The sequence below is a fragment of the Microbacterium helvum genome (assembly GCF_014779795.1).
GTDB classification, from domain to species: domain Bacteria; phylum Actinomycetota; class Actinomycetes; order Actinomycetales; family Microbacteriaceae; genus Microbacterium; species Microbacterium helvum.
On sequence record NZ_JACXZS010000005.1, the window covers coordinates 157,297 to 174,357 of the forward strand.

At 71.0% G+C, this 17,061-nt stretch carries 14 protein-coding genes and 1 riboswitch; of the genes, 5 read left to right on the plus strand and 9 right to left on the minus strand.

The genetic code is table 11. The features are described 5' to 3' along the window. The first annotated feature begins 109 nt into the window (after positions 1-109). The gene (locus tag IF188_RS09380; protein WP_191171520.1) at positions 110-2,005 is read left to right on the plus strand and encodes a phosphoenolpyruvate carboxykinase (GTP); all 1,896 of its coding nucleotides are present in this window, start codon (positions 110-112) and stop codon (positions 2,003-2,005) included. Positions 2,006-2,213: 208 nt separating this feature from the next. On the opposite strand, the gene IF188_RS09385 is transcribed toward IF188_RS09380, so the two are convergent. Continuing rightward, complete coding sequence (locus IF188_RS09385; RefSeq protein ID WP_191171521.1) at positions 2,214-4,307, minus strand: ABC transporter ATP-binding protein; 2,094 nt, start codon at positions 4,305-4,307, stop codon at positions 2,214-2,216. A gap of 25 nt (positions 4,308-4,332) precedes the next feature. Then, entirely contained in the window at positions 4,333-4,548 is a 216-nt protein-coding gene (locus IF188_RS09390) for an AsnC family protein (RefSeq protein ID WP_191171522.1), read from the minus strand. Between the two features lie 133 nt (positions 4,549-4,681). Here IF188_RS09390 and IF188_RS09395 point away from each other — a divergent pair, with 133 nt between their 5' ends. Genes IF188_RS09395 through IF188_RS09405 form a run of 3 tightly spaced genes read left to right on the plus strand, consistent with a single transcriptional unit; the run spans position 4,682 to position 7,337 of the window. Next, the gene (locus IF188_RS09395) at positions 4,682-5,623 is read left to right on the plus strand and encodes an ABC transporter ATP-binding protein (protein WP_191171523.1); all 942 of its coding nucleotides are present in this window, start codon (positions 4,682-4,684) and stop codon (positions 5,621-5,623) included. 23 nt (positions 5,624-5,646) lie between these two features. Continuing rightward, positions 5,647-6,522: an ABC transporter permease gene (locus IF188_RS09400; RefSeq protein WP_191171524.1), complete on the plus strand. Its 876-nt coding sequence runs from the start codon at positions 5,647-5,649 to the stop codon at positions 6,520-6,522. Continuing rightward, positions 6,519-7,337, plus strand: a complete 819-nt coding sequence (locus IF188_RS09405; protein ID WP_191171525.1) for an ABC transporter permease — start codon at positions 6,519-6,521, stop codon at positions 7,335-7,337. Before IF188_RS09400 ends, IF188_RS09405 begins: the two co-directional genes overlap by 4 nt. Before the next feature lie 12 nt (positions 7,338-7,349). Here IF188_RS09405 and IF188_RS09410 read toward each other — a convergent pair whose 3' ends face one another. The 7 genes from IF188_RS09410 to ribD form a co-directional block, all read right to left on the minus strand. Further along, positions 7,350-9,365 (minus strand): TPM domain-containing protein, encoded by a 2,016-nt coding sequence (locus IF188_RS09410; RefSeq protein WP_191171526.1) that lies wholly within the window; start codon positions 9,363-9,365, stop codon positions 7,350-7,352. 68 nt (positions 9,366-9,433) lie between these two features. Then, complete coding sequence (locus IF188_RS09415) at positions 9,434-10,873, minus strand: MFS transporter (RefSeq protein WP_191171527.1); 1,440 nt, start codon at positions 10,871-10,873, stop codon at positions 9,434-9,436. An 87-nt stretch (positions 10,874-10,960) separates the two neighbouring features. Next, positions 10,961-11,314 (minus strand): Fe-S protein, encoded by a 354-nt coding sequence (locus IF188_RS09420; protein WP_191171528.1) that lies wholly within the window; start codon positions 11,312-11,314, stop codon positions 10,961-10,963. A 71-nt stretch (positions 11,315-11,385) separates the two neighbouring features. Next, the gene (gene ribH, locus IF188_RS09425; RefSeq protein ID WP_191171529.1) at positions 11,386-11,868 is read right to left on the minus strand and encodes a 6,7-dimethyl-8-ribityllumazine synthase; all 483 of its coding nucleotides are present in this window, start codon (positions 11,866-11,868) and stop codon (positions 11,386-11,388) included. Further along, a complete protein-coding gene (ribA, locus tag IF188_RS09430; protein ID WP_191171530.1) occupies positions 11,865-13,172 on the minus strand; it encodes a GTP cyclohydrolase II in 1,308 nt (435 codons plus the stop codon). Before ribA ends, ribH begins: the two co-directional genes overlap by 4 nt. Then, complete coding sequence (locus IF188_RS09435) at positions 13,169-13,828, minus strand: riboflavin synthase (RefSeq protein WP_191171531.1); 660 nt, start codon at positions 13,826-13,828, stop codon at positions 13,169-13,171. Before IF188_RS09435 ends, ribA begins: the two co-directional genes overlap by 4 nt. Then, positions 13,828-14,889: a bifunctional diaminohydroxyphosphoribosylaminopyrimidine deaminase/5-amino-6-(5-phosphoribosylamino)uracil reductase RibD gene (ribD, locus tag IF188_RS09440; protein WP_191171532.1), complete on the minus strand. Its 1,062-nt coding sequence runs from the start codon at positions 14,887-14,889 to the stop codon at positions 13,828-13,830. The genes IF188_RS09435 and ribD overlap by 1 nt, the downstream gene beginning before the upstream one ends. 61 nt (positions 14,890-14,950) lie before the next feature. Beyond that, positions 14,951-15,126: riboswitch (FMN riboswitch) on the minus strand. A gap of 88 nt (positions 15,127-15,214) precedes the next feature. On the opposite strand from ribD, the gene IF188_RS09445 reads away from it, so the two are divergent. Then, positions 15,215-17,011: a glycerol-3-phosphate dehydrogenase/oxidase gene (locus tag IF188_RS09445; RefSeq protein WP_224751672.1), complete on the plus strand. Its 1,797-nt coding sequence runs from the start codon at positions 15,215-15,217 to the stop codon at positions 17,009-17,011. Positions 17,012-17,061: the final 50 nt, after the last annotated feature.

Consider the following 17,061-nt stretch of genomic DNA (forward strand, 5'->3'; position numbering starts at 1 on the left):
AAGAATTGCAACTCTTGACGCCCAGAATCGTGGGAAAAGGCATCCATCACGCCCGAAAGTAGAGGAAGAGCACGAATCTGCACCGTCGAAATCAACGAGGAGCGACACCATGGCCCTTGCCGACATCTTCACCCGGACCGATGGGTCCACGCCCGCGATCACCGGATCGACCCGCCCGACGGCGGCTCGGACGTACGGCGAGCTGCCCACCGTCGCGGGCGAGGGCATGACCGCGCTGCGGGAGTGGGTCGACGAGATCGCGGCGCTGACCAAGCCCGCCCGCATCCACTGGGTCGACGGCTCGCGCGCCGAGAACGACGCGCTGCTGCGCGAGCAGGTCGAAGAGGGCAAGCTCATCAAGCTGAACCCCGAGTGGCGTCCGGGCTCGTACCTGGCGCGTTCGCACCCGAGTGACGTCGCTCGCACCGAGGCTCGTACGTTCATCGCGTCGGAGCGCGAAGAGGATGCCGGTCCCACGAACAACTGGGCCGCCCCCGACGAGATCCGCGCCACCATCACGCCGCTGTTCGACGGCTCCATGACGGGCCGCACGATGTACGTCGTGCCGTTCTCGATGGGTCCGGTCGGCGGTCCGCTGTCGCACATCGGCGTGCAGGTCACCGACAGCGCGTACGCCGTCACCTCGATCGGCATCATGACGCGCGTCGGCACCGACGTCCTGCGCGAGATCGCCGGCGGGGCGCCGTGGGTCAAGACGGTGCACAGCGTCGGGGCGCCGCTCGCCCCCGGCCAGGCGGATGTCGCCTGGCCCTGCAACGACGAGAAGTACATCGTGCACTTCCCCGAGACGCTCGAGGTGTGGTCGTACGGCTCGGGATACGGCGGCAACGCGATCCTCGCCAAGAAGTGCTTCGCGCTGCGCATCGCCTCGGTCATCGGCCGCGACGAGGGGTGGCTCGCCGAGCACATGCTGCTGATCCGCGTCATCGACCCTGCCGGTCGCGCATACCACATCGCCGCGGCGTTCCCGTCGGCGTGCGGCAAGACCAACCTTGCGATGCTGCGGCCGACGATCCCGGGCTGGCGCGTCGAGACCCTCGGCGACGACATCGCCTGGATCCGTCCCGGTGAGGACGGGCGACTGTGGGCGATCAACCCCGAGGCGGGCTTCTTCGGCGTCGCGCCCGGCACCGGCGAGTCGACCAACGTCACGGCGGTCGAGACGCTCTGGGGCAACACGATCTTCACGAACGTCGCACTGCGCCCCGACGGCGATGTGTGGTGGGAGGGGCTCACCGACGAGCCGCCGGCGGAGCTCACCGACTGGGAGGGCAATCCCTGGACGCCGGCATCCGGTCGCCCCGCCGCGCATCCGAACTCGCGCTTCACCGTCGCCGCGGCGCAGTGCCCGCAGATCGCCGACGACTGGGACGCCCCGCAGGGCGTGCCGCTGGATGCGATCCTGTTCGGCGGCCGCCGCGCCACCAACGTGCCGCTCGTCGTCGAGGCCACCGACTGGACGCACGGCGTCTTCATGGGCTCGAACGTGTCGTCCGAGCGCACCGCCGCCGCCGAGGGCACCGTGGGCGAGCTGCGGCGCGACCCGTTCGCGATGCTGCCGTTCTGCGGCTACAACATGGCGGACTACTTCGGCCACTGGCTGAAGGTCGGCCAGAAGCTGCGGTTCGACCGGGCGCCTCGCGTGTTCCAGGTCAACTGGTTCCGCAAGGGCACCGACGGCCGGTTCCTGTGGCCGGGCTTCGGCGACAACTCGCGCGTCATCGACTGGATCATCCGTCGCATCGAGGGCGAGGTGGGCGCGGTCGACAGCCCCATCGGCCGCCTGCCGCATCCCGAGGACCTCGACCTCGACGGCATCGACGTGCCGCAGGCCGACCTCGACGAGCTCTTCGCCGTCGACCCGCAGCTGTGGCTGCAGGAGGCGGACCTCACCGAGGAGTTCTACCGCACCTTCGAGGGCCGCGTCCCGGCGCCGCTGTGGGCCGAGCTGGCCGCACTGCGGTACCGCCTGCAGCGCGCCTGACCGGCTCGGTCGCGACCAGGTCTGCGGTCGTCGCCGAGCCTGTCGAGGCGGATGCCCCGGCCCCACCTGTGCGGTGGCCGGGGCATCCGCTTCTTCTGAGTCCGTTCACTTGCGCTGTGTGTACGCCGGAAGGCCGTAGAAGCGTACATTCAGCGCAAGTGAATTACTCGGCGGCGGCGCGACGGCAGCGGAACGCGCGGGCGTGGGGTCAGACCAGCAGCTGGTGCTTCGCCAGGTCACGGTAGAGCGGCGTCGACTGCACGAGCTCGGAGTGCGTGCCCTGGCCGACCACCCGGCCGTGGTCCATGACGACGATGTGGTCGCTGTCGACCACGGTCGAGAGGCGGTGCGCGATCACGATGAGCGTCCGTCCGGCCGCGACGGCGTCGATCGCGTCGCGCATGCGCTGCTCGTTGAGCCCGTCGAGCGACGAGGTCGACTCGTCGAGCAGCAGGATCGGGGGAGCGGCCAGCAGGGCCCGCGCGATCGCGAGCCGCTGGCGCTCGCCGCCCGACAGCATGACGCCGGACTCGCCCACCGGCGCGTCGATGCCGAGCGGGTTGCGATCGAGCACCTCGCCGAGGTTGACGGCGCGCAGCACCTCTTCGCACTCGGCGTCCGAGGCCTCCGGTGAGGCGAGCCGCAGGTTGTCGCCGATCGTGCCGGCGAGGGTGGGGGCGTCCTGCTCGACGTAGCCGAGCTGCGCGCGCAGCGCGTCGCGGTCGAGGGTGCGCACGTCTTCGCCGCCCAGCAGGATCGCCCCGCCCGTCGGGTCGTAGAACCGCTCGATCAGCGCGAGCGTCGTGCTCTTGCCGGCACCCGACGGTCCGACGAGCGCCACTCGCGCGCCCCGGGGCACCTCGAACGACACGCCACGCAGCACGTCTGTCTCCGGAGAAGTGGATGCCGCGGCATCCTCCTCTCCGTCGGTGAAGGTGAGCGCAGCCGGCGCCACGTGCGCGCTCTCGAGCACCGCGAGCGCCTCGGACTCCGCCTTGCGGCGGGCCGCGACGACGTTCTCGGGGTAGCGGAACCGCACCTCGCGGAACTCGATCGCCGCGGCCTGGCGTTCGGGGGTCGCAAAGCGCGGGTTCCGGCCATGCGATGCCGCAATCTGCGCCACCTCAGGCTCCTCGGCCTCGTGTTCAGGTGTCGCAGAGTGCGGGTTCGGGATGCCGGAAGCCGCAGTGTGCGCCACCTGAACCTCAGCGGCGCCCGGGCCGGCGGCATCCATTCCACGCACGCGCGCGGCGATCGCGGCGTCGTCCTGCGCCTCGGTCGGCAGATCGAGCACCTCTTGGATGCGGCCGAGAGCGCCCAGCGCCTGGTTGACAGAGGTGATGGCGCCGAAGAACGAGCCGAGCGGGGCGATCAGCATGAACAGGAACATGATGAACGTCACGAGGTTCGCGATCGACAGGGCACCGGTCGCGACGCGGAAGCCGCCGAGCCCGATGACCACGAGCAGCGACACCTGCAGCGCGATGCCGGCGATCGGCACGACGAGCGCAGAGACCTTCGCGATGCGTACGCCGACCTCGAACGCCTCGGTGGCCTGGCCGGTCACCGCGGCGACCTCGCGTTCGGTGGCGCCCGACGCGCGCACCGTGCGGATCGAGCCGACGGCGCGCTCGACGCCCGAGGCGAGCTCGCCCACCTTCTCCTGCTGCTCGGTCGAGGCGGTGCGGATGCGGCCGCTCAGCGCGACGACGCCGACGACCGAGACGCCGATGACCAGCACGATGATCCCGAGCAGCAGCGGGTCGATGATCGCCATCGCGACGAGCGCGCCGGCGAACAGCAGGGCGTTGCCGATCGAGTCGGCCAGGCCCTGCGTGAGCGCCGCGTAGAGGAGCGTCGTGTCGCTGCCCACGCGCGACACCAGATCGCCGGTGCGGCGCGCGTCGAACTCGCTGATGGGAAGGTGCAGGATGCGGGCGATCAGTCGTCGCCGGCTCGAATACACCACAGCCGTGCCGGTGCGCTGCAGCAGGTAGTGCTGGTAGCCCGAGATGAGCGACCCCAGGATCACGAAGCCCACGAGCGCCCAGACGAGCAGTCCCAGGTCGAGGTTCTGCTGGACGCGCGTGATCACCTGCCCCACCAGCAGCGGCTGCACGAGCGACGCGCCCGCGCTCAGGATGCTGAGCACGACCACGACGGCGATCGTGCCCTTGTGCTCGAACAGGTAGGGGAGCAGCTGGCGGAAGGTCGCGCGCGGCCCCTCCTGCTTGCCGCGCCGGGTGCGGCGGCCGCGGGCGGGTGCGGTGGCGGGTGCTTCGTCGAGTTCGGCGGAGGGCATGGGTGTACCTCGTTCGTGAAGGGGCTTACCTTCGACCGTACTTCTTGTGGACGGCCTGTCTGCTCACGCCGAGGGCGCTCGCGATCGCCTGCCACGAGAAGCCGAGGTTGCGGGCCTTGCGCACCTGCACCTCTTCGGCGCGGGCGAGCTCCAGACGCACCGCGGCGAGGCGGTGCAGCTCTGCCAGCGGCTCACGTCCACCGGCGGCGCCGATGAGGGTCTGCAGGTCGTCACCGCTCATCGTGCTGCCTCTCGTGTCGAGCGGATGCTCCCCACGTGGTGAGGCATCCGTCGTCAACCATAGTTGACGTCCGCCGGTCCGTCAACCGAGGTTGACGCTGGGCCGTGTCGGCGGAGCGCGCTAGTGTGTTCCGGTGCCTGCCCCCGTGATCTCAGCGTCGAACCTCGCCAAGGCCTACAAGGTCAAAGGCAAGCCCGACTTCGTCGCCGTCGACGGACTCTCGTTCGAGGTGGCGCCGGGCGAGTCGTTCGGGCTGCTCGGGCCCAACGGGGCCGGCAAGTCGACGACCATGAAGATGATCGGCGCGGTCTCCACCCGCAGCGGCGGAGACCTGTCGATCCTGGGGCTCGACCCCGACCGCTACGGCCCAGAGATCCGCTCGCGCCTGGGCGTCGTGCCGCAGCAGGACAACCTCGACGGCGAGCTCAACGCGCGCGAGAACCTCTACATCTACGGTCGCTACTTCGGGCTGCCGGGCAAGGTGTGCCAGCAGAAGGCCGATGAGCTGCTCGCGTTCGCGCAGCTCTCGGACAAGGCGAAGAGCAAGGTCGACGCGCTGTCGGGCGGTATGAAGCGCCGGCTGACGATCGCGCGCGGCCTCATCAACGACCCGCGCATCCTGCTGCTCGACGAGCCCACGACCGGTCTCGACCCGCAGGCGCGCCACGTGCTGTGGGACCGTCTGTTCCGCCTGAAGGAGCGCGGCACGACTCTCGTGCTGACGACGCACTACATGGATGAGGCCGAGCAGCTGTGCGACCGTCTCATCGTCGTCGACAAGGGCCGAATCATGGCCGAGGGGACGCCCGCCTCGCTCATCCGCGAGCACTCCAGCCGCGAGGTGCTCGAGGTGCGCTTCGGGTCTGACCGCAACCAGCAGGTCGCTCCGCAGCTGGAGGGCATCGGCGACCGGGTCGAGGTCCTGCCCGACCGCATCCTGGTGTACGCCCACAACGGCGAGTCCGCGCTCGAGGCCGTCACGCACCGGGGGCTGACCCCGCTCACCTCGCTCGTGCGCCGGTCGAGCCTCGAAGACGTGTTCCTGCGTCTGACCGGAAGGTCGCTGATCGAATGAGTGAGCGACCCGAAGGCGAAGGGATGCCGGCGGCCGCTGCCGCCGGGGCGACCGCGGCGGCGCACCCGACGACCGACGAACTGCGCGCCGAGGCGATGGAGTGGGGCCGCAAGCCCCGGGGCCTGGGCACCTGGTACGTCACCGAGCACATGCTTCGCGCGATGCGCGCCTACGGCTGGACGATCGTCGTCGGCGCGCTCGGGCAGCCGATCCTGTACCTGCTGGGGCTCGCGGTCGGTCTGGCGGCGCTCATCGGCGCTCCGATCCAGGACGGCGACCAGACGGTCCCGTACCTCGTGTTCGTCGCACCTGCCCTGCTCATGACGGCGGCGATCTCGGTGGCGACCGAGGAGTTCTCGTTCCCTGTCGTCGCCGGGTTCAAGTGGCGGCGCTACTTCTTCGGGTTCAGCGCCTCGCCGCTGTCGCCCGGGCAGATCGCCGGCGGCGTGGTCATGGGCGCCACCGCCCGCATGTTCGTGGTGGTCGTCGCGTACTACGCGCTGATCTGGATCTTCGGCGCGGTGCCCGCGCCCGCCACCGGCTGGCTCATGATCCCGATCGGCCTGCTGGCGGGGCTGTCGTTCGGCATCCCGTACATGGCGTACGCGGCGTCGATCACCGAGGACAAGGGGCAGTTCGCCCTCGTCCAGCGGTTCATCTTCATGCCGATGTTCCTGTTCTCGGGCACGTTCTACCCGCTCGACACGCTGCCGCTGTGGCTGCAGTGGATCGGCTGGGTCTCGCCGCTGTGGCACGCGTCCGAGCTCGGCCGCATCGTGAGCTACGGCAAGCCCGCAGACCCGTTCGCGGTGCTCGTGCACGTCGTGTTCCTGCTCGTGCTGGCGGTGGGCGGCTACCTCGTCGCTCGACGGCTGTTCCAGAGGAGGCTCGGCGAATGACCGTCCTGACCGAAGTGCCGGTCCGCTCCGGCGGCGTGCGTGCGCTGTGGGCCGGCAACCCGCAGGCCGTCGTCCAGCGCGGCCTCATCGCCGCGCGCTCGTCCAGCTGGGCGGTCGTGCTGTCGGGCTTCTTCGAGCCGGTGTTCTACCTGCTGTCGATGGGCATCGGCATGGGAGCGCTGATCGGCGACGTCACGACGTCGAGCGGCGTCGAGGTGAGCTATGCGGCGTTCATCGCGCCCGCGCTGCTGGCGACCTCGGCGATGAACGGCGCGATCTACGACTCCACGTGGAACGTCTTCTTCAAGCTCAACTACGGCAAGCTCTACGAGGGCATGCTGGCGACCTCGCTCGGCCCGCTCGACGTCGCGCTGGGCGAGATCCTGTACGCGATGCTGCGCGGCCTGCTGTACGCGACCGGCTTCATGATCATCATGCAGCTGCTGGGGCTCAACCTCGCGTGGACGGCGATCCTCGCCATCCCCGCGGTGCTGCTCATCGCGTTCGGCTTCGCGAGCCTGGGCATGGCGGTCACGAGCTACATGAAGACGTTCCAGCAGATGGACTGGATCAACTTCGTGCTGCTGCCGATGTTCCTGTTCTCTGCGACGCTGTTCCCCATCACGGCCTACCCCGAGTGGATCCAGGCCATCATCATGGCGTTCCCGCTGTGGCACGGCGTCGAGCTCGTGCGCGGCCTGACCACCGGCATCCTCACTCCCGACATGTGGTGGCACGTCCTGTACTACGTCGTGATGGTCGCCGTCGGGCTGGTGTTCACCGCCAAGCGCCTGCGCGCGCTGTTCCTGGACTGACCGGCGCCGAGCTCAGAAGCGCCCGCCGCCGGACCGCCGAGAGCTCGACCGCGATCCGCTCGAGCGGCGGGACGAGCTCGACCCGCTCGAGCGGCGTGAGCTCGACCCCGACGACCTCCGGGAGAACGACGAGCGCGATGAGCTGCTCCAGCCGCTGCGCGAGGTGCCGGAGCCGTACCCCGAGCCGCCGTAGCCCGAGTCGTCGGAGCCGCCGAACAGCCGGCCCCAGACGCCGCCGTCCTCGGCCGCCTGCACGCCCGACTCGTCACGCGGGCCGTTGACCTCGTCGCGGGCGATGCGATCGGCCCGGCCGCCGGCATCCGCCGCCGTGCGGGCGTGCGCGAGCGCGACCTCGGGATCGGAGGCCGCGGTCGCCGCCGCCAGCTCGCGCTCGGCCTCGGCGAGGCGCGTGCGCGCCAGGTCGCCGACGAGCGCCCGCCGCGGGGTGATGTACCCCGAGGCGGCGGAGATGATGCGCTGGGCGTTCTCGAGCGCCCGCGGCAGCTGTGCGGCAGCCCGTTCCCGCCGGGCGCGCTGGTCGCGCACCGACGAGAACGCCTGCGCGAGAGTCGCGTTCGCCCTCTCGACGGTGGTGAGGCTGTCCGCGGGTGTCGCGTCTGCGGCGGCGTCGAGTGCCGCCTGGGCGGCGGCCGCCGCGTCGGCGAGTCCGCTCGGCGCATCGGGGTAGGCGCGTGCTTCGGCGATGTCGGCGCGCAGGTCTGCGACGGCGGCATCCCGATCGCTCGCGATCTTCGGCAGCGACACCGCGAGCTGCTCGACGGTCCCGACCAGCTGATCGATCTGCCCCGCCGCCTGCTGTGCGGCACGCACGTCGACGGCGGCTTCGCCGGTGCGTCCGGCTCCCAGTCGCTCCCGCGCCTGGGCGAGCTCGTCGTCGACGAAGGCGAGCAGTGCGCGGGCGCGGGCGAGCGAGTCGCCGGCGCCCGAGACGGCCGCCGGTCCGTACGTGGCTGAGAGGGAGGTGAGGGATGCCTCGGCCGCCCCGATCCGTCCCGGCAGCGCCGCGCGCTGCGCGGTGATCTGCTCGATGAGTCCGGGCGCGTGCCGCTCCAGGTCGCGCAGGGCGTCGAAGGCCTCGGACTGCGCGTCGAGCGCGGCATCGGTCTGCTCGCACAGCGTGCGGATGCGGTCCAGCCACGCGTCGGCGTCCGTGTCGGCATCCGGTTCCTCGTCTTCGAGGCGGGCGCGCAGTCCGAACGCCTCCGCGAGCTGAGTCCTTGCGGTGTCGAGTGTGGCGGCGAACTCGGCCGTCGCCTCGTCGCCGAACTGTGCGACCGCGAACCCGAGCTCCTGCGTGCTGGTCTTCACGGCATCGTCGGTGGCCACGAGCATCGCGCCGGCCTTGCTGCGCCGCTCGGCGCGCTCGCGCGCGGCGCGGCGCCGGGCACGGGCGCGTTCTCGAGCCGGGCGCGAGACGCGCAGCGCGATCCAGGCGCCGAGGCCGAGCACGACGGCGCCTCCGATGGCGACCGGCACGACAGGGAAGGGCGGGTCCAGCGTGTCGCCCATCGCCGTGGAGAACGACACGATGCCGTCGGCCCAGCGGTCGTCGCGCAGCGACGGCACGAGAGCGTCCGCGATCACGTCGTCGATCTGCTCGTTCGACAGCGCGAAGCCGTCGTCGACCGAGTAGGCGTAGTTGCGGTCGTCGATCGCGATCGCCAGGAGCAGGTCGTGCAAGCCCAGGCCGCTCAGCGACGCCGTCTCGGCCGCCCAGGCCGCGGGATCGCGCGGATCCTCGAACGTGTCGGTGACGACGACGTACAGCGCCTCGCCGGTGCGCGCGAACAGGGCGTCGAGCGACTCGTCCACGCGGTCGAGCTCGGCCGGGCTGAGGGTGCCGGTGGTGTCGGTGACGTACGCGCCTTCGACGTCGACGGGCTCACCGGCGCGTGCGGGGTCGGCGAAGGCACCCGCGATCGCCGACAGGGCGGCGAACCCGACGACGAGGGCTGCCACGCCGGCGCGCAGCACGTCGAGGCGGAGGGGGAGTGAGCGCACAGTCATGATCGGCGCGAGTCTACCCACGGGCCGACGGCCGGCCGATGGGGACGATTCCCCACGTGGCGGAACGGCTACAGCGAGCCGGTCACGCCGACGCCGAGATCGGCGTTGTAGTCGACGTCCTTCGTCTCGGGGCTGGCCAGCAGCGCGACGAAGGTCAGCACGCTCATCGCCGACAGGTACAGTCCGACGAGCCACGGGCTGCCGCCGGCCGCGGCCCACAGCGCGACCGCGACGATGGGCGCGAGCGCGGCACCGAGGATCGACGACACGTTGTACGAGATCGCCGAGCCCGAGTACCGCACGTTCGTCGGGAAGAGCTCCGGCAGGATCGCGCCCATCGGCCCGAACGTCGCCCCCATGAGCATGAACCCGAACACCAGGAAGGCCTGCACGAGCGCTCCCGTGAACTTCGGATCGACCTGCGGCAGCAGGAACAGGTTGAACGACAGGCCGAAGACGATGATGACGCCCGTCACCCACAGCAGCAGGCGGCGCCGGCCGACGGCATCCGCGATCGGTCCCGACAGCAGCGTGAAGATGCCGAAGAACACGACGCCGATGATCTGCATCAGCACGAAGTCGGTGTAGCCGAACCCGAGCCCGGGCACGTACGTCGCGGCGTCGAACGGCGTCCCCGCCGCCTCGGCCGCGGCCTCGGCGCCCTCGAGCGTGGCCTTGGTGCCGTAGGCGAGCGTGAAGTTCGTCATGAGGTAGAACAGCACGTAGGTCGCCAGCATGATGAACGTGCCGAGGATCAGGTGCCACCAGTGGTGGCGGATCACCGTGCCCAGCGGGAACTTGCGGATCACGCCCTTCTGCTCGGCCTTGACGAAGGTCTCGGACTCGACGAGGCGCAGTCGCACCCACAGGCCGATGACCACCATGACCGCCGAGAACAGGAACGGCACGCGCCAGCCCCACGCGAGGAAGTCGGCCGAGCGCTGACCCGCGCCTTCGGGGTGCGGCAGCAGGAAGTTGATGGCGAGGAAGACGCCGTTCGCGATGATGAAGCCGAGCGGCGCCCCCAGCTGCGGGAAGGTGCCGTACCAGGCGCGCTTGCCCTTCGGCGCGTTCTCGGTGGCCACGAGCGCGGCGCCCGACCACTCGCCGCCGAGCGCGAAGCCCTGGAACAGACGCAGGACCAGCAGCAGCACGGCCGCCCACACGCCGATCTCGTTGAAGGTCGGCAGGCAGCCGATGAGGAACGTCGCGACACCCATCGTCAGCAGGGATGCGACGAGCGTCGCCTTGCGGCCGAAGCGGTCGCCGAAGTGGCCGAAGACGATCGCGCCGAGGGGACGCGCGATCATCGCGGCGCCGAAGACGCTGAACGACAGCAGCAGCGACGTGGTCTCGTTGCCGGTGGGGAAGAACAGGATCGGGAACACCAGCACCGCGGCAGTCGCGTAGACGTAGAAGTCGTAGAACTCGATCGTGGTGCCGATGAGGCTCGCGAGGATGACGCGTGAACGGGGGTTTGCGGGGGCTGCGGTCGTGGGGGACGCCATGGCCCTAGACCCTACTCCCGGGAGGGTTCTGACGAGCGGAGGCGGATGCCGCAGGTCTCGCCCGCGGCATCCACTCGGCGACGAGGATCAGCGCCAGATGACGGCGATCCCCGCGTTGATGAGCGTCAGTGCGCCGATCGACCAGAAGATGCCGCCGGGGACCGATCCGTTCTTGCGCTGCCGTCCGGCGCCGATGCCGAGAAGAGCCCCGATGGCCACGAGGATCACGAGCTTCGTGCCGAGCTTGGCGTAGTTCAGGTCGTATTCGATGCCCCACGGCGCGGCGAGGGCGAGACCGGCGACACCGGCGATCGCGAGGCCCCAGTTCATGAGGCGCGTGATCTGGTGCTTGCCGTTGACCGCTTCGACGACCCAGGCGCCGAAGAGGATGGCGAAGCCCACAAGGTGGACGAGCACGACGATATGGCGGAGGATTTCCATACCATCAGCCTATCTGAAGGTCGGAGTCCGCCACAGGGCCTCCGACACAGGTCACTGAGCCAGCATCCAGGTCACTGAGCCTGTCGAAGTGCGCGCAGCACCAGCGCGGTGCGGATCGCGGCATCTGCGGCCTCGAAGCCCTTGTCCTCTTCGGAGCCCGGCAGACCTGCGCGGGCGATGCCCTGCGCCTCGTCGTCCAGCGTCAGCACGCCGAAGCCGACCGGCTTGCCGGTGTCGAGCGCGACACGCGTGAGGCCGTCGGTGGCCGCGTTCGACACGAAGTCGAAGTGGGGCGTGCCGCCGCGGATGATGACGCCGAGCGCAACTGCCGCGTCGGCGCCGGCCTCGAGCGCCGCCTTCGCGACGAGCGGCAGCTCGAACGACCCCGGCACGCGCACCACGCGGTACGTCGCCCCCGACGCGCCGAGCGCGCGCTCGGCACCGGCGATCAGCCCGTCGGTGATGGTCTCGTGCCACGTGCCCGCGATCACGACGACGTCCAGTCCGGTCGCGTCGACCGTCCCGGTCGCCTGGGGTGCGCCCTTGCCGCTCATGCCTGTGCTCCTTCGGTGTGCGTGCCGCCGCGCACCTCGGCAGCCTCGTGCATGTGCGCGAGCGCGTCGGCGAAGTCCTCGTCGGCGATGATGTGCCCCATGCGGTCGCGCTTGGTGGCCAGGTACTGGTGGTTGTTCGGGCCGATGCCGACCAGCAGCGGCACCTGCTCGACGATCTCGAGGCCCAGCTCGCGCAGCTGCTTCACCTTGTCGGAGTTGTTCGTCAGCAGACGCACCTTCTCGACGCCGAGATCCGACAGGATGCCGGCGGCCGCGGCGTAGTCGCGGGCATCGGCCGGCAGACCCAGGGCGAGGTTCGCGTCGACGGTGTCGAGGCCGCGCTCCTGCAGCGAGTACGCGCGCAGCTTGTTGATGAGGCCGATGCCGCGTCCCTCGTGACCGCGCATGTAGATGACGACGCCGCCGTCCTGCTCGATCGCGTCGAGCGCGGCGTCCAGCTGCGGGCCGCACTCGCACTTGAGCGAGCCGAACGCCTCGCCTGTCAGGCACTCCGAGTGCACGCGCACGAGAGGCGCCTCGTCGAGCTCGCCCGAGACGACGGCGATGTGGTCGGTGCCCGTGATGCGGTCCTTGTACGCCAGGAACCGGAACGCACCGTGCGACGTCGGAACATGGGCCTCGGCGCGCAGGCTGACGCGACGCTTGTGGGCACCACGGATCGCCGGGTCGCACGGCACGTGCTCGTCGAGGTAGGCCGACAGCTGCTCGATCGTGATCACCGGGATGCCGTATTCGGCGCCCAGCTCCTGCAGGCCGGGCAGGCGCATCATGCTGCCGTCCTCGGCGACGACCTCGCCGATCACGCCGACCGGCGAGAGCTCGGCGAGCTTCATCAGCTCGACCGCGGCCTCGGTGTGGCCGGCGCGCTCGCGCACACCGCCGTCGACGGCGCGCAGCGGCAGGATGTGGCCGGGGCGCTTCACACTGGCGCGCGTCGACTCGGGGTCGGCCAGCACGTTGAGCGTGTGGGCGCGGTCGGCCGCGCTGATACCGGTGGTCACGTTGTCGGCCGCGTCGACGCTGACCGTGTAGGCGGTACCCCGGGCGTCCTCGTTGTTCTCGACCATGGGCGGCAGGTCGAGGCGGTCGGCCCAGTCGGCGGGCATGGGGGCGCACAGGAACCCGCTCGTCCAGCGCACCGTCCATGCCACCCATTCGGGTGTCGCGAGCTGCGCCGACAGGATGACGTCGCCCTCGTTCTCGCGGTTCTCATCGTCGGCGACGATGACCGGCCGGCCGGCGCGCAGCGCCTCCAGGGCCTCGGGGATGGTGGCAAGGCTCATCGTGAGCCTCCTTCCGTGAAGTTCGCCTCGCGGAGCGCGGGTGCGGCCGGTGCCGCGAAAGAGAGAAGCCGGCGCACGTGGCGCGCGAGGATGTCGGTCTCGAGGTTGACGCGGTCGCCCGCTGCGCGGGCGCCGAGGGTCGTGGCGGCGAGGGTCTCGGGGATGAGCGAGACCTCGAACCATGCGTCGCCGGGGCCCGCGGGGCTGGCGTCGCTGACGGTGAGCGAGACGCCGTCGACGGCGATCGAGCCCTTGTCGACGACGAGTGGTGCGAGCGATGCGGGCAGCGAGATGCGCAGCACCTGCCACTGCGCGCCCGGGCGCACTTCGAGCACCTCGCCGGTGCCGTCGATGTGGCCCTGGACGATGTGTCCGCCCAGGCGACCGTGCGCGGCGGTGGCGCGCTCCAGGTTGACGGCGCGGCCGGGCGAGACGCCGGCGAGCGTCGACATGTCGAGGGTCTGCTTCATGACGTCGGCGGTGAACCAGTCCGGTCCCTGGTCGACGACGGTGAGGCACACGCCGCTGACCGAGATCGAGTCGCCGTGCGCGGCATCCGACACGGCCTTCGGCCCGCGTACGGTCACGCGCACGCCGTCGCCTGACGGCTCGACCGCCGTGACCTCGCCGATCTCTTCGACGATTCCGGTGAACATCAGTCGTCTCCTTCTTGCGGTGCCGGCGCCTCCGCGTCCGGCTCCTGAGCCTGTCGAGGGACGGCGACGTAGAGCACGTCGTCGCCGAGGGGGATCACGGATGCCACGGCCAGCCGTCGCGCCTGCCCGATGGTCGCCACGCCGATGTCGCGCAGCGCCAGGCGATCGCCGCCGAGCAGCACCGGCGCGACGTAGACCAGGACCTCGTCCGCGAGCCCGTCGCGCAGGAACGCGCTGGCGAGGGTGGGGCCGCCCTCGACGAACACGCGCTGCACGCCCTGCCGGCCGAGGTCGCGCAGCAGCCCCGGCAGATCGCGTCCGTCGTCGGTGATGAGGGGGAGTGGATGCCGCAGCACGGCCGCGTCGGCCGGAACCGGCCGTCGGCCGACCACGACCGGCCGCGGCTGGTGGTCGTGGAGCGAGCCGTCCGGGCGACGCGCGGTCAGCGCGGGGTCGTCCGCGAGAAGCGTCCCGGTGCCGACGAGGATCGCGTCGGCCTCCGCGCGACGGCGGTGCACGTCTTCGCGTGCGGCCGGACCGGTGATCCACTGGCTCGTCCCGTCGGCTGCCGCCGCACGACCGTCCAGGCTCTGCGCCCACTTGACGGTCACGTGCGGGCGTCCGAGTCGCTGCACGGTGAGCCAGGAGTCCAGCAGCGCGGTCGCCTCGCCCTGCAGCAGGCCCGCTTCGACGTCGACGCCTGCGGCCCGCAGCCGTGCGGCACCGCCCGAGGAGTGGTCGCCGGGGTCCGACACGGCGTACACGACGCGCGACACGCCGGCGGCGATGAGCGCCTCCGAGCACGGTCCGGTGCGGCCGGTGTGGTTGCAGGGCTCCAGAGTCACCACGGCGGTGGCACCGCGCGCACCGCCGGGCGCGAGCCTGGACAGCGCGTCGACCTCTGCGTGCGGCGTGCCGGCCCCGCGGTGCCAGCCCTCGGCCAGCACCTCGCCCGTCGGCGACAGCAGCACCGCACCGACCTGCGGGTTCACCCCGCGCGGCCCGTTCGCGGCGATCGCCAGCGCCCGACGCATCGCGTCGTGTTCGGCAGTGCTCGCCATCCGGCCCTCGAATCCTTCTCTGGGCTCCGGGGCAGGGGAAGCGTCGGCGCGCGTGACGCCGCTCGTGCTGCCTCCCATCCGGACTAGCGACCGTCCCCCGTTGCAGAGGAACTGTCGCATCACCGTCGGTTCCGGAATTCCACCGGATCGACCTCGGCACCGCTTCGCGAGAAGTGGATGCCGGGGCTCGCGGACTCTCACCGCCGGTTCGGATTCTCACCGACCCCGGAGCACGTTGATGCTCTCGAGTGTAGTCAACGCGGCATCCGGTCATTCATTCCATGTCTTCGCATGAAGCCGCCGGATCGGGGCGAGGCGCGGCCCGATGTCGCCGGGTCGGCATAGCCTGGAGGCGGGGACGGTGAGGCTCTTGACGACGACACGGGGATTCGACGAACTGGCTGTGCGACCGTACGCGGACGTGCTCATCATCGGCGGCGGCATCAACGGGCTGGCCACCTTCCGCGACCTGGCGCTGCAGGGCGTCGACGTCGCGCTGGTCGAGCGCGACGACTTCGTCAGCGGCGCGTCGGCGGCGTCGTCGCACATGATCCACGGCGGCATCCGCTATCTCGAGAACGGCGAGTTCCGCCTCGTGCACGAGGCGGTGACCGAGCGCAACGCGCTGCTGCGCACGGCGCCCCACTATGTGCGGCCGCTGCAGACCACGATCCCGATCTTCTCGACCTTCTCGGGCGTGCTGACCGCGCCGCTGCGATTCCTGCGTCACGGCAAGGGGCGGCCGCGCGAGCGCGGCGCCGCACTCATCAAGATCGGTCTCGTCATCTACGACTCGTTCTCGCGCGGCGGCGGACTGTTCGGCGGGGGCAGCGTTCCCCGGCATACATTCCACGGGCGGCGGCGCTCGCTCGCCCAGCTGCCGGATCTCAACCCCGGCGTGAAGTACACCGCGACGTACTGGGACGCGTCGCTGCACGACCCCGAACGCCTCGCCCTGGACGTGCTGCGCGACGCTCGCGCGGCCGGCGGAGCGGGAGCCTCCGGCCGGGCGCGGGCGGCGAACTACACCGCTGCCGTCGGCGTGCAGGGCGGGCATGTCGTGCTGCGCGACACCGAGACGGGCGCCGAGACGCCGTTCGCGGCATCCGTCGTCCTCAACGTGAGCGGTCCGTGGACCGATCTCACGAACCTCGCGCTCGGCGAACCCACGCGATACATGGGCGGCACCAAGGGGTCGCACATCGTGCTGGACCACCCCGCGCTGCTGTCGGCGACCGGCGGCCGTGAGCTGTTCTTCGAGAACGAGGACGGCCGCATCGTCCTCATCTACCCGCTCAAGGGGCGCGTGCTCGTGGGCACCACCGACCTCGAGCACGACATGCGCGATCCGATCCTGTGCACCGAGGCCGAGGTCGACTACTTCATCGACCTCATCGCGCAGGTGCTCCCCGCCATCGGCGTCGACCGCTCCCAGATCGTGTACCGGTTCGCGGGTGTCAGGCCCCTGCCAGGCCACGGCGATCTCGCACCCGGCTTCGTCTCGCGCGACTACCGCATCGAGTCCGCGCCGCTCGCCGGGGGCGAGACGACGGTGCTGAGCCTCGTGGGCGGCAAGTGGACCACGTTCCGAGCATCGGCCGAGCATCTCGCCGATCGCGCCCTGCAGCGGCTCGCGCAGCCCCGGCGGCGCTCCACCAAGGGCGTGCCGATCGGCGGCGGCCGGGGGTTCCCGACCACCGAGCGCGCTCGGCAGCAATGGATCGCCGCTCACGCCGGCGATCTGCCGGCAGAGCGCGTCGCGACCCTGCTGGACCGCTACGGCACGGTGGCGGCATCCGTCATCTCCGCTCTCACCGCCGACGTCGACGACGCGCCGCTCGAGCACGCCCCCGCCTACACCACGGGCGAGCTGCGCTACCTCGCGACCGCCGAGCAGGTCGTGCACCTCGATGACCTGCTCATGCGGCGCACCTCACTCGCGTTCACCGGCGGTGCGACGCCAGAGGCCGCCGCCGAGATCGCGACGGCCGTCGCCCCGGTGCTCGGATGGGACTCCGCCCGGGCGGCCGCCGAAGTCGAGCGGGGCCTCGCTCGCGTCCACGCGGCCGACCCCGCGTGGACAGGTGCGGCCGCCCGCCAGGCGCGGCGGACGATAATCTGACGGGCACACCAGACCCGGCGCCCGTGACGCCCGGGGGAGAAGGAGACGAC

Bases quoted from the DNA above. Each gene is read 5' to 3' on its own strand.
- IF188_RS09380 (WP_191171520.1), top strand. From the start codon at position 110: ATGGCCCTTGCCGACATCTTCACCCGGACCGATGGGTCCACGCCCGCG.
- IF188_RS09385 (WP_191171521.1), bottom strand. From the start codon at position 4,307: ATGCCCTCCGCCGAACTCGACGAAGCACCCGCCACCGCACCCGCCCGC.
- IF188_RS09390 (WP_191171522.1), bottom strand. From the start codon at position 4,548: ATGAGCGGTGACGACCTGCAGACCCTCATCGGCGCCGCCGGTGGACGT.
- IF188_RS09400 (WP_191171524.1), top strand. From the start codon at position 5,647: ATGCCGGCGGCCGCTGCCGCCGGGGCGACCGCGGCGGCGCACCCGACG.
- IF188_RS09405 (WP_191171525.1), top strand. From the start codon at position 6,519: ATGACCGTCCTGACCGAAGTGCCGGTCCGCTCCGGCGGCGTGCGTGCG.
- IF188_RS09410 (WP_191171526.1), bottom strand. From the start codon at position 9,365: ATGACTGTGCGCTCACTCCCCCTCCGCCTCGACGTGCTGCGCGCCGGC.
- IF188_RS09415 (WP_191171527.1), bottom strand. From the start codon at position 10,873: ATGGCGTCCCCCACGACCGCAGCCCCCGCAAACCCCCGTTCACGCGTC.
- IF188_RS09420 (WP_191171528.1), bottom strand. From the start codon at position 11,314: ATGGAAATCCTCCGCCATATCGTCGTGCTCGTCCACCTTGTGGGCTTC.
- ribH (WP_191171529.1), bottom strand. From the start codon at position 11,868: ATGAGCGGCAAGGGCGCACCCCAGGCGACCGGGACGGTCGACGCGACC.
- ribA (WP_191171530.1), bottom strand. From the start codon at position 13,172: ATGAGCCTTGCCACCATCCCCGAGGCCCTGGAGGCGCTGCGCGCCGGC.
- IF188_RS09435 (WP_191171531.1), bottom strand. From the start codon at position 13,828: ATGTTCACCGGAATCGTCGAAGAGATCGGCGAGGTCACGGCGGTCGAG.
- ribD (WP_191171532.1), bottom strand. From the start codon at position 14,889: ATGGCGAGCACTGCCGAACACGACGCGATGCGTCGGGCGCTGGCGATC.
- IF188_RS09445 (WP_224751672.1), top strand. From the start codon at position 15,215: ATGTCGCCGGGTCGGCATAGCCTGGAGGCGGGGACGGTGAGGCTCTTG.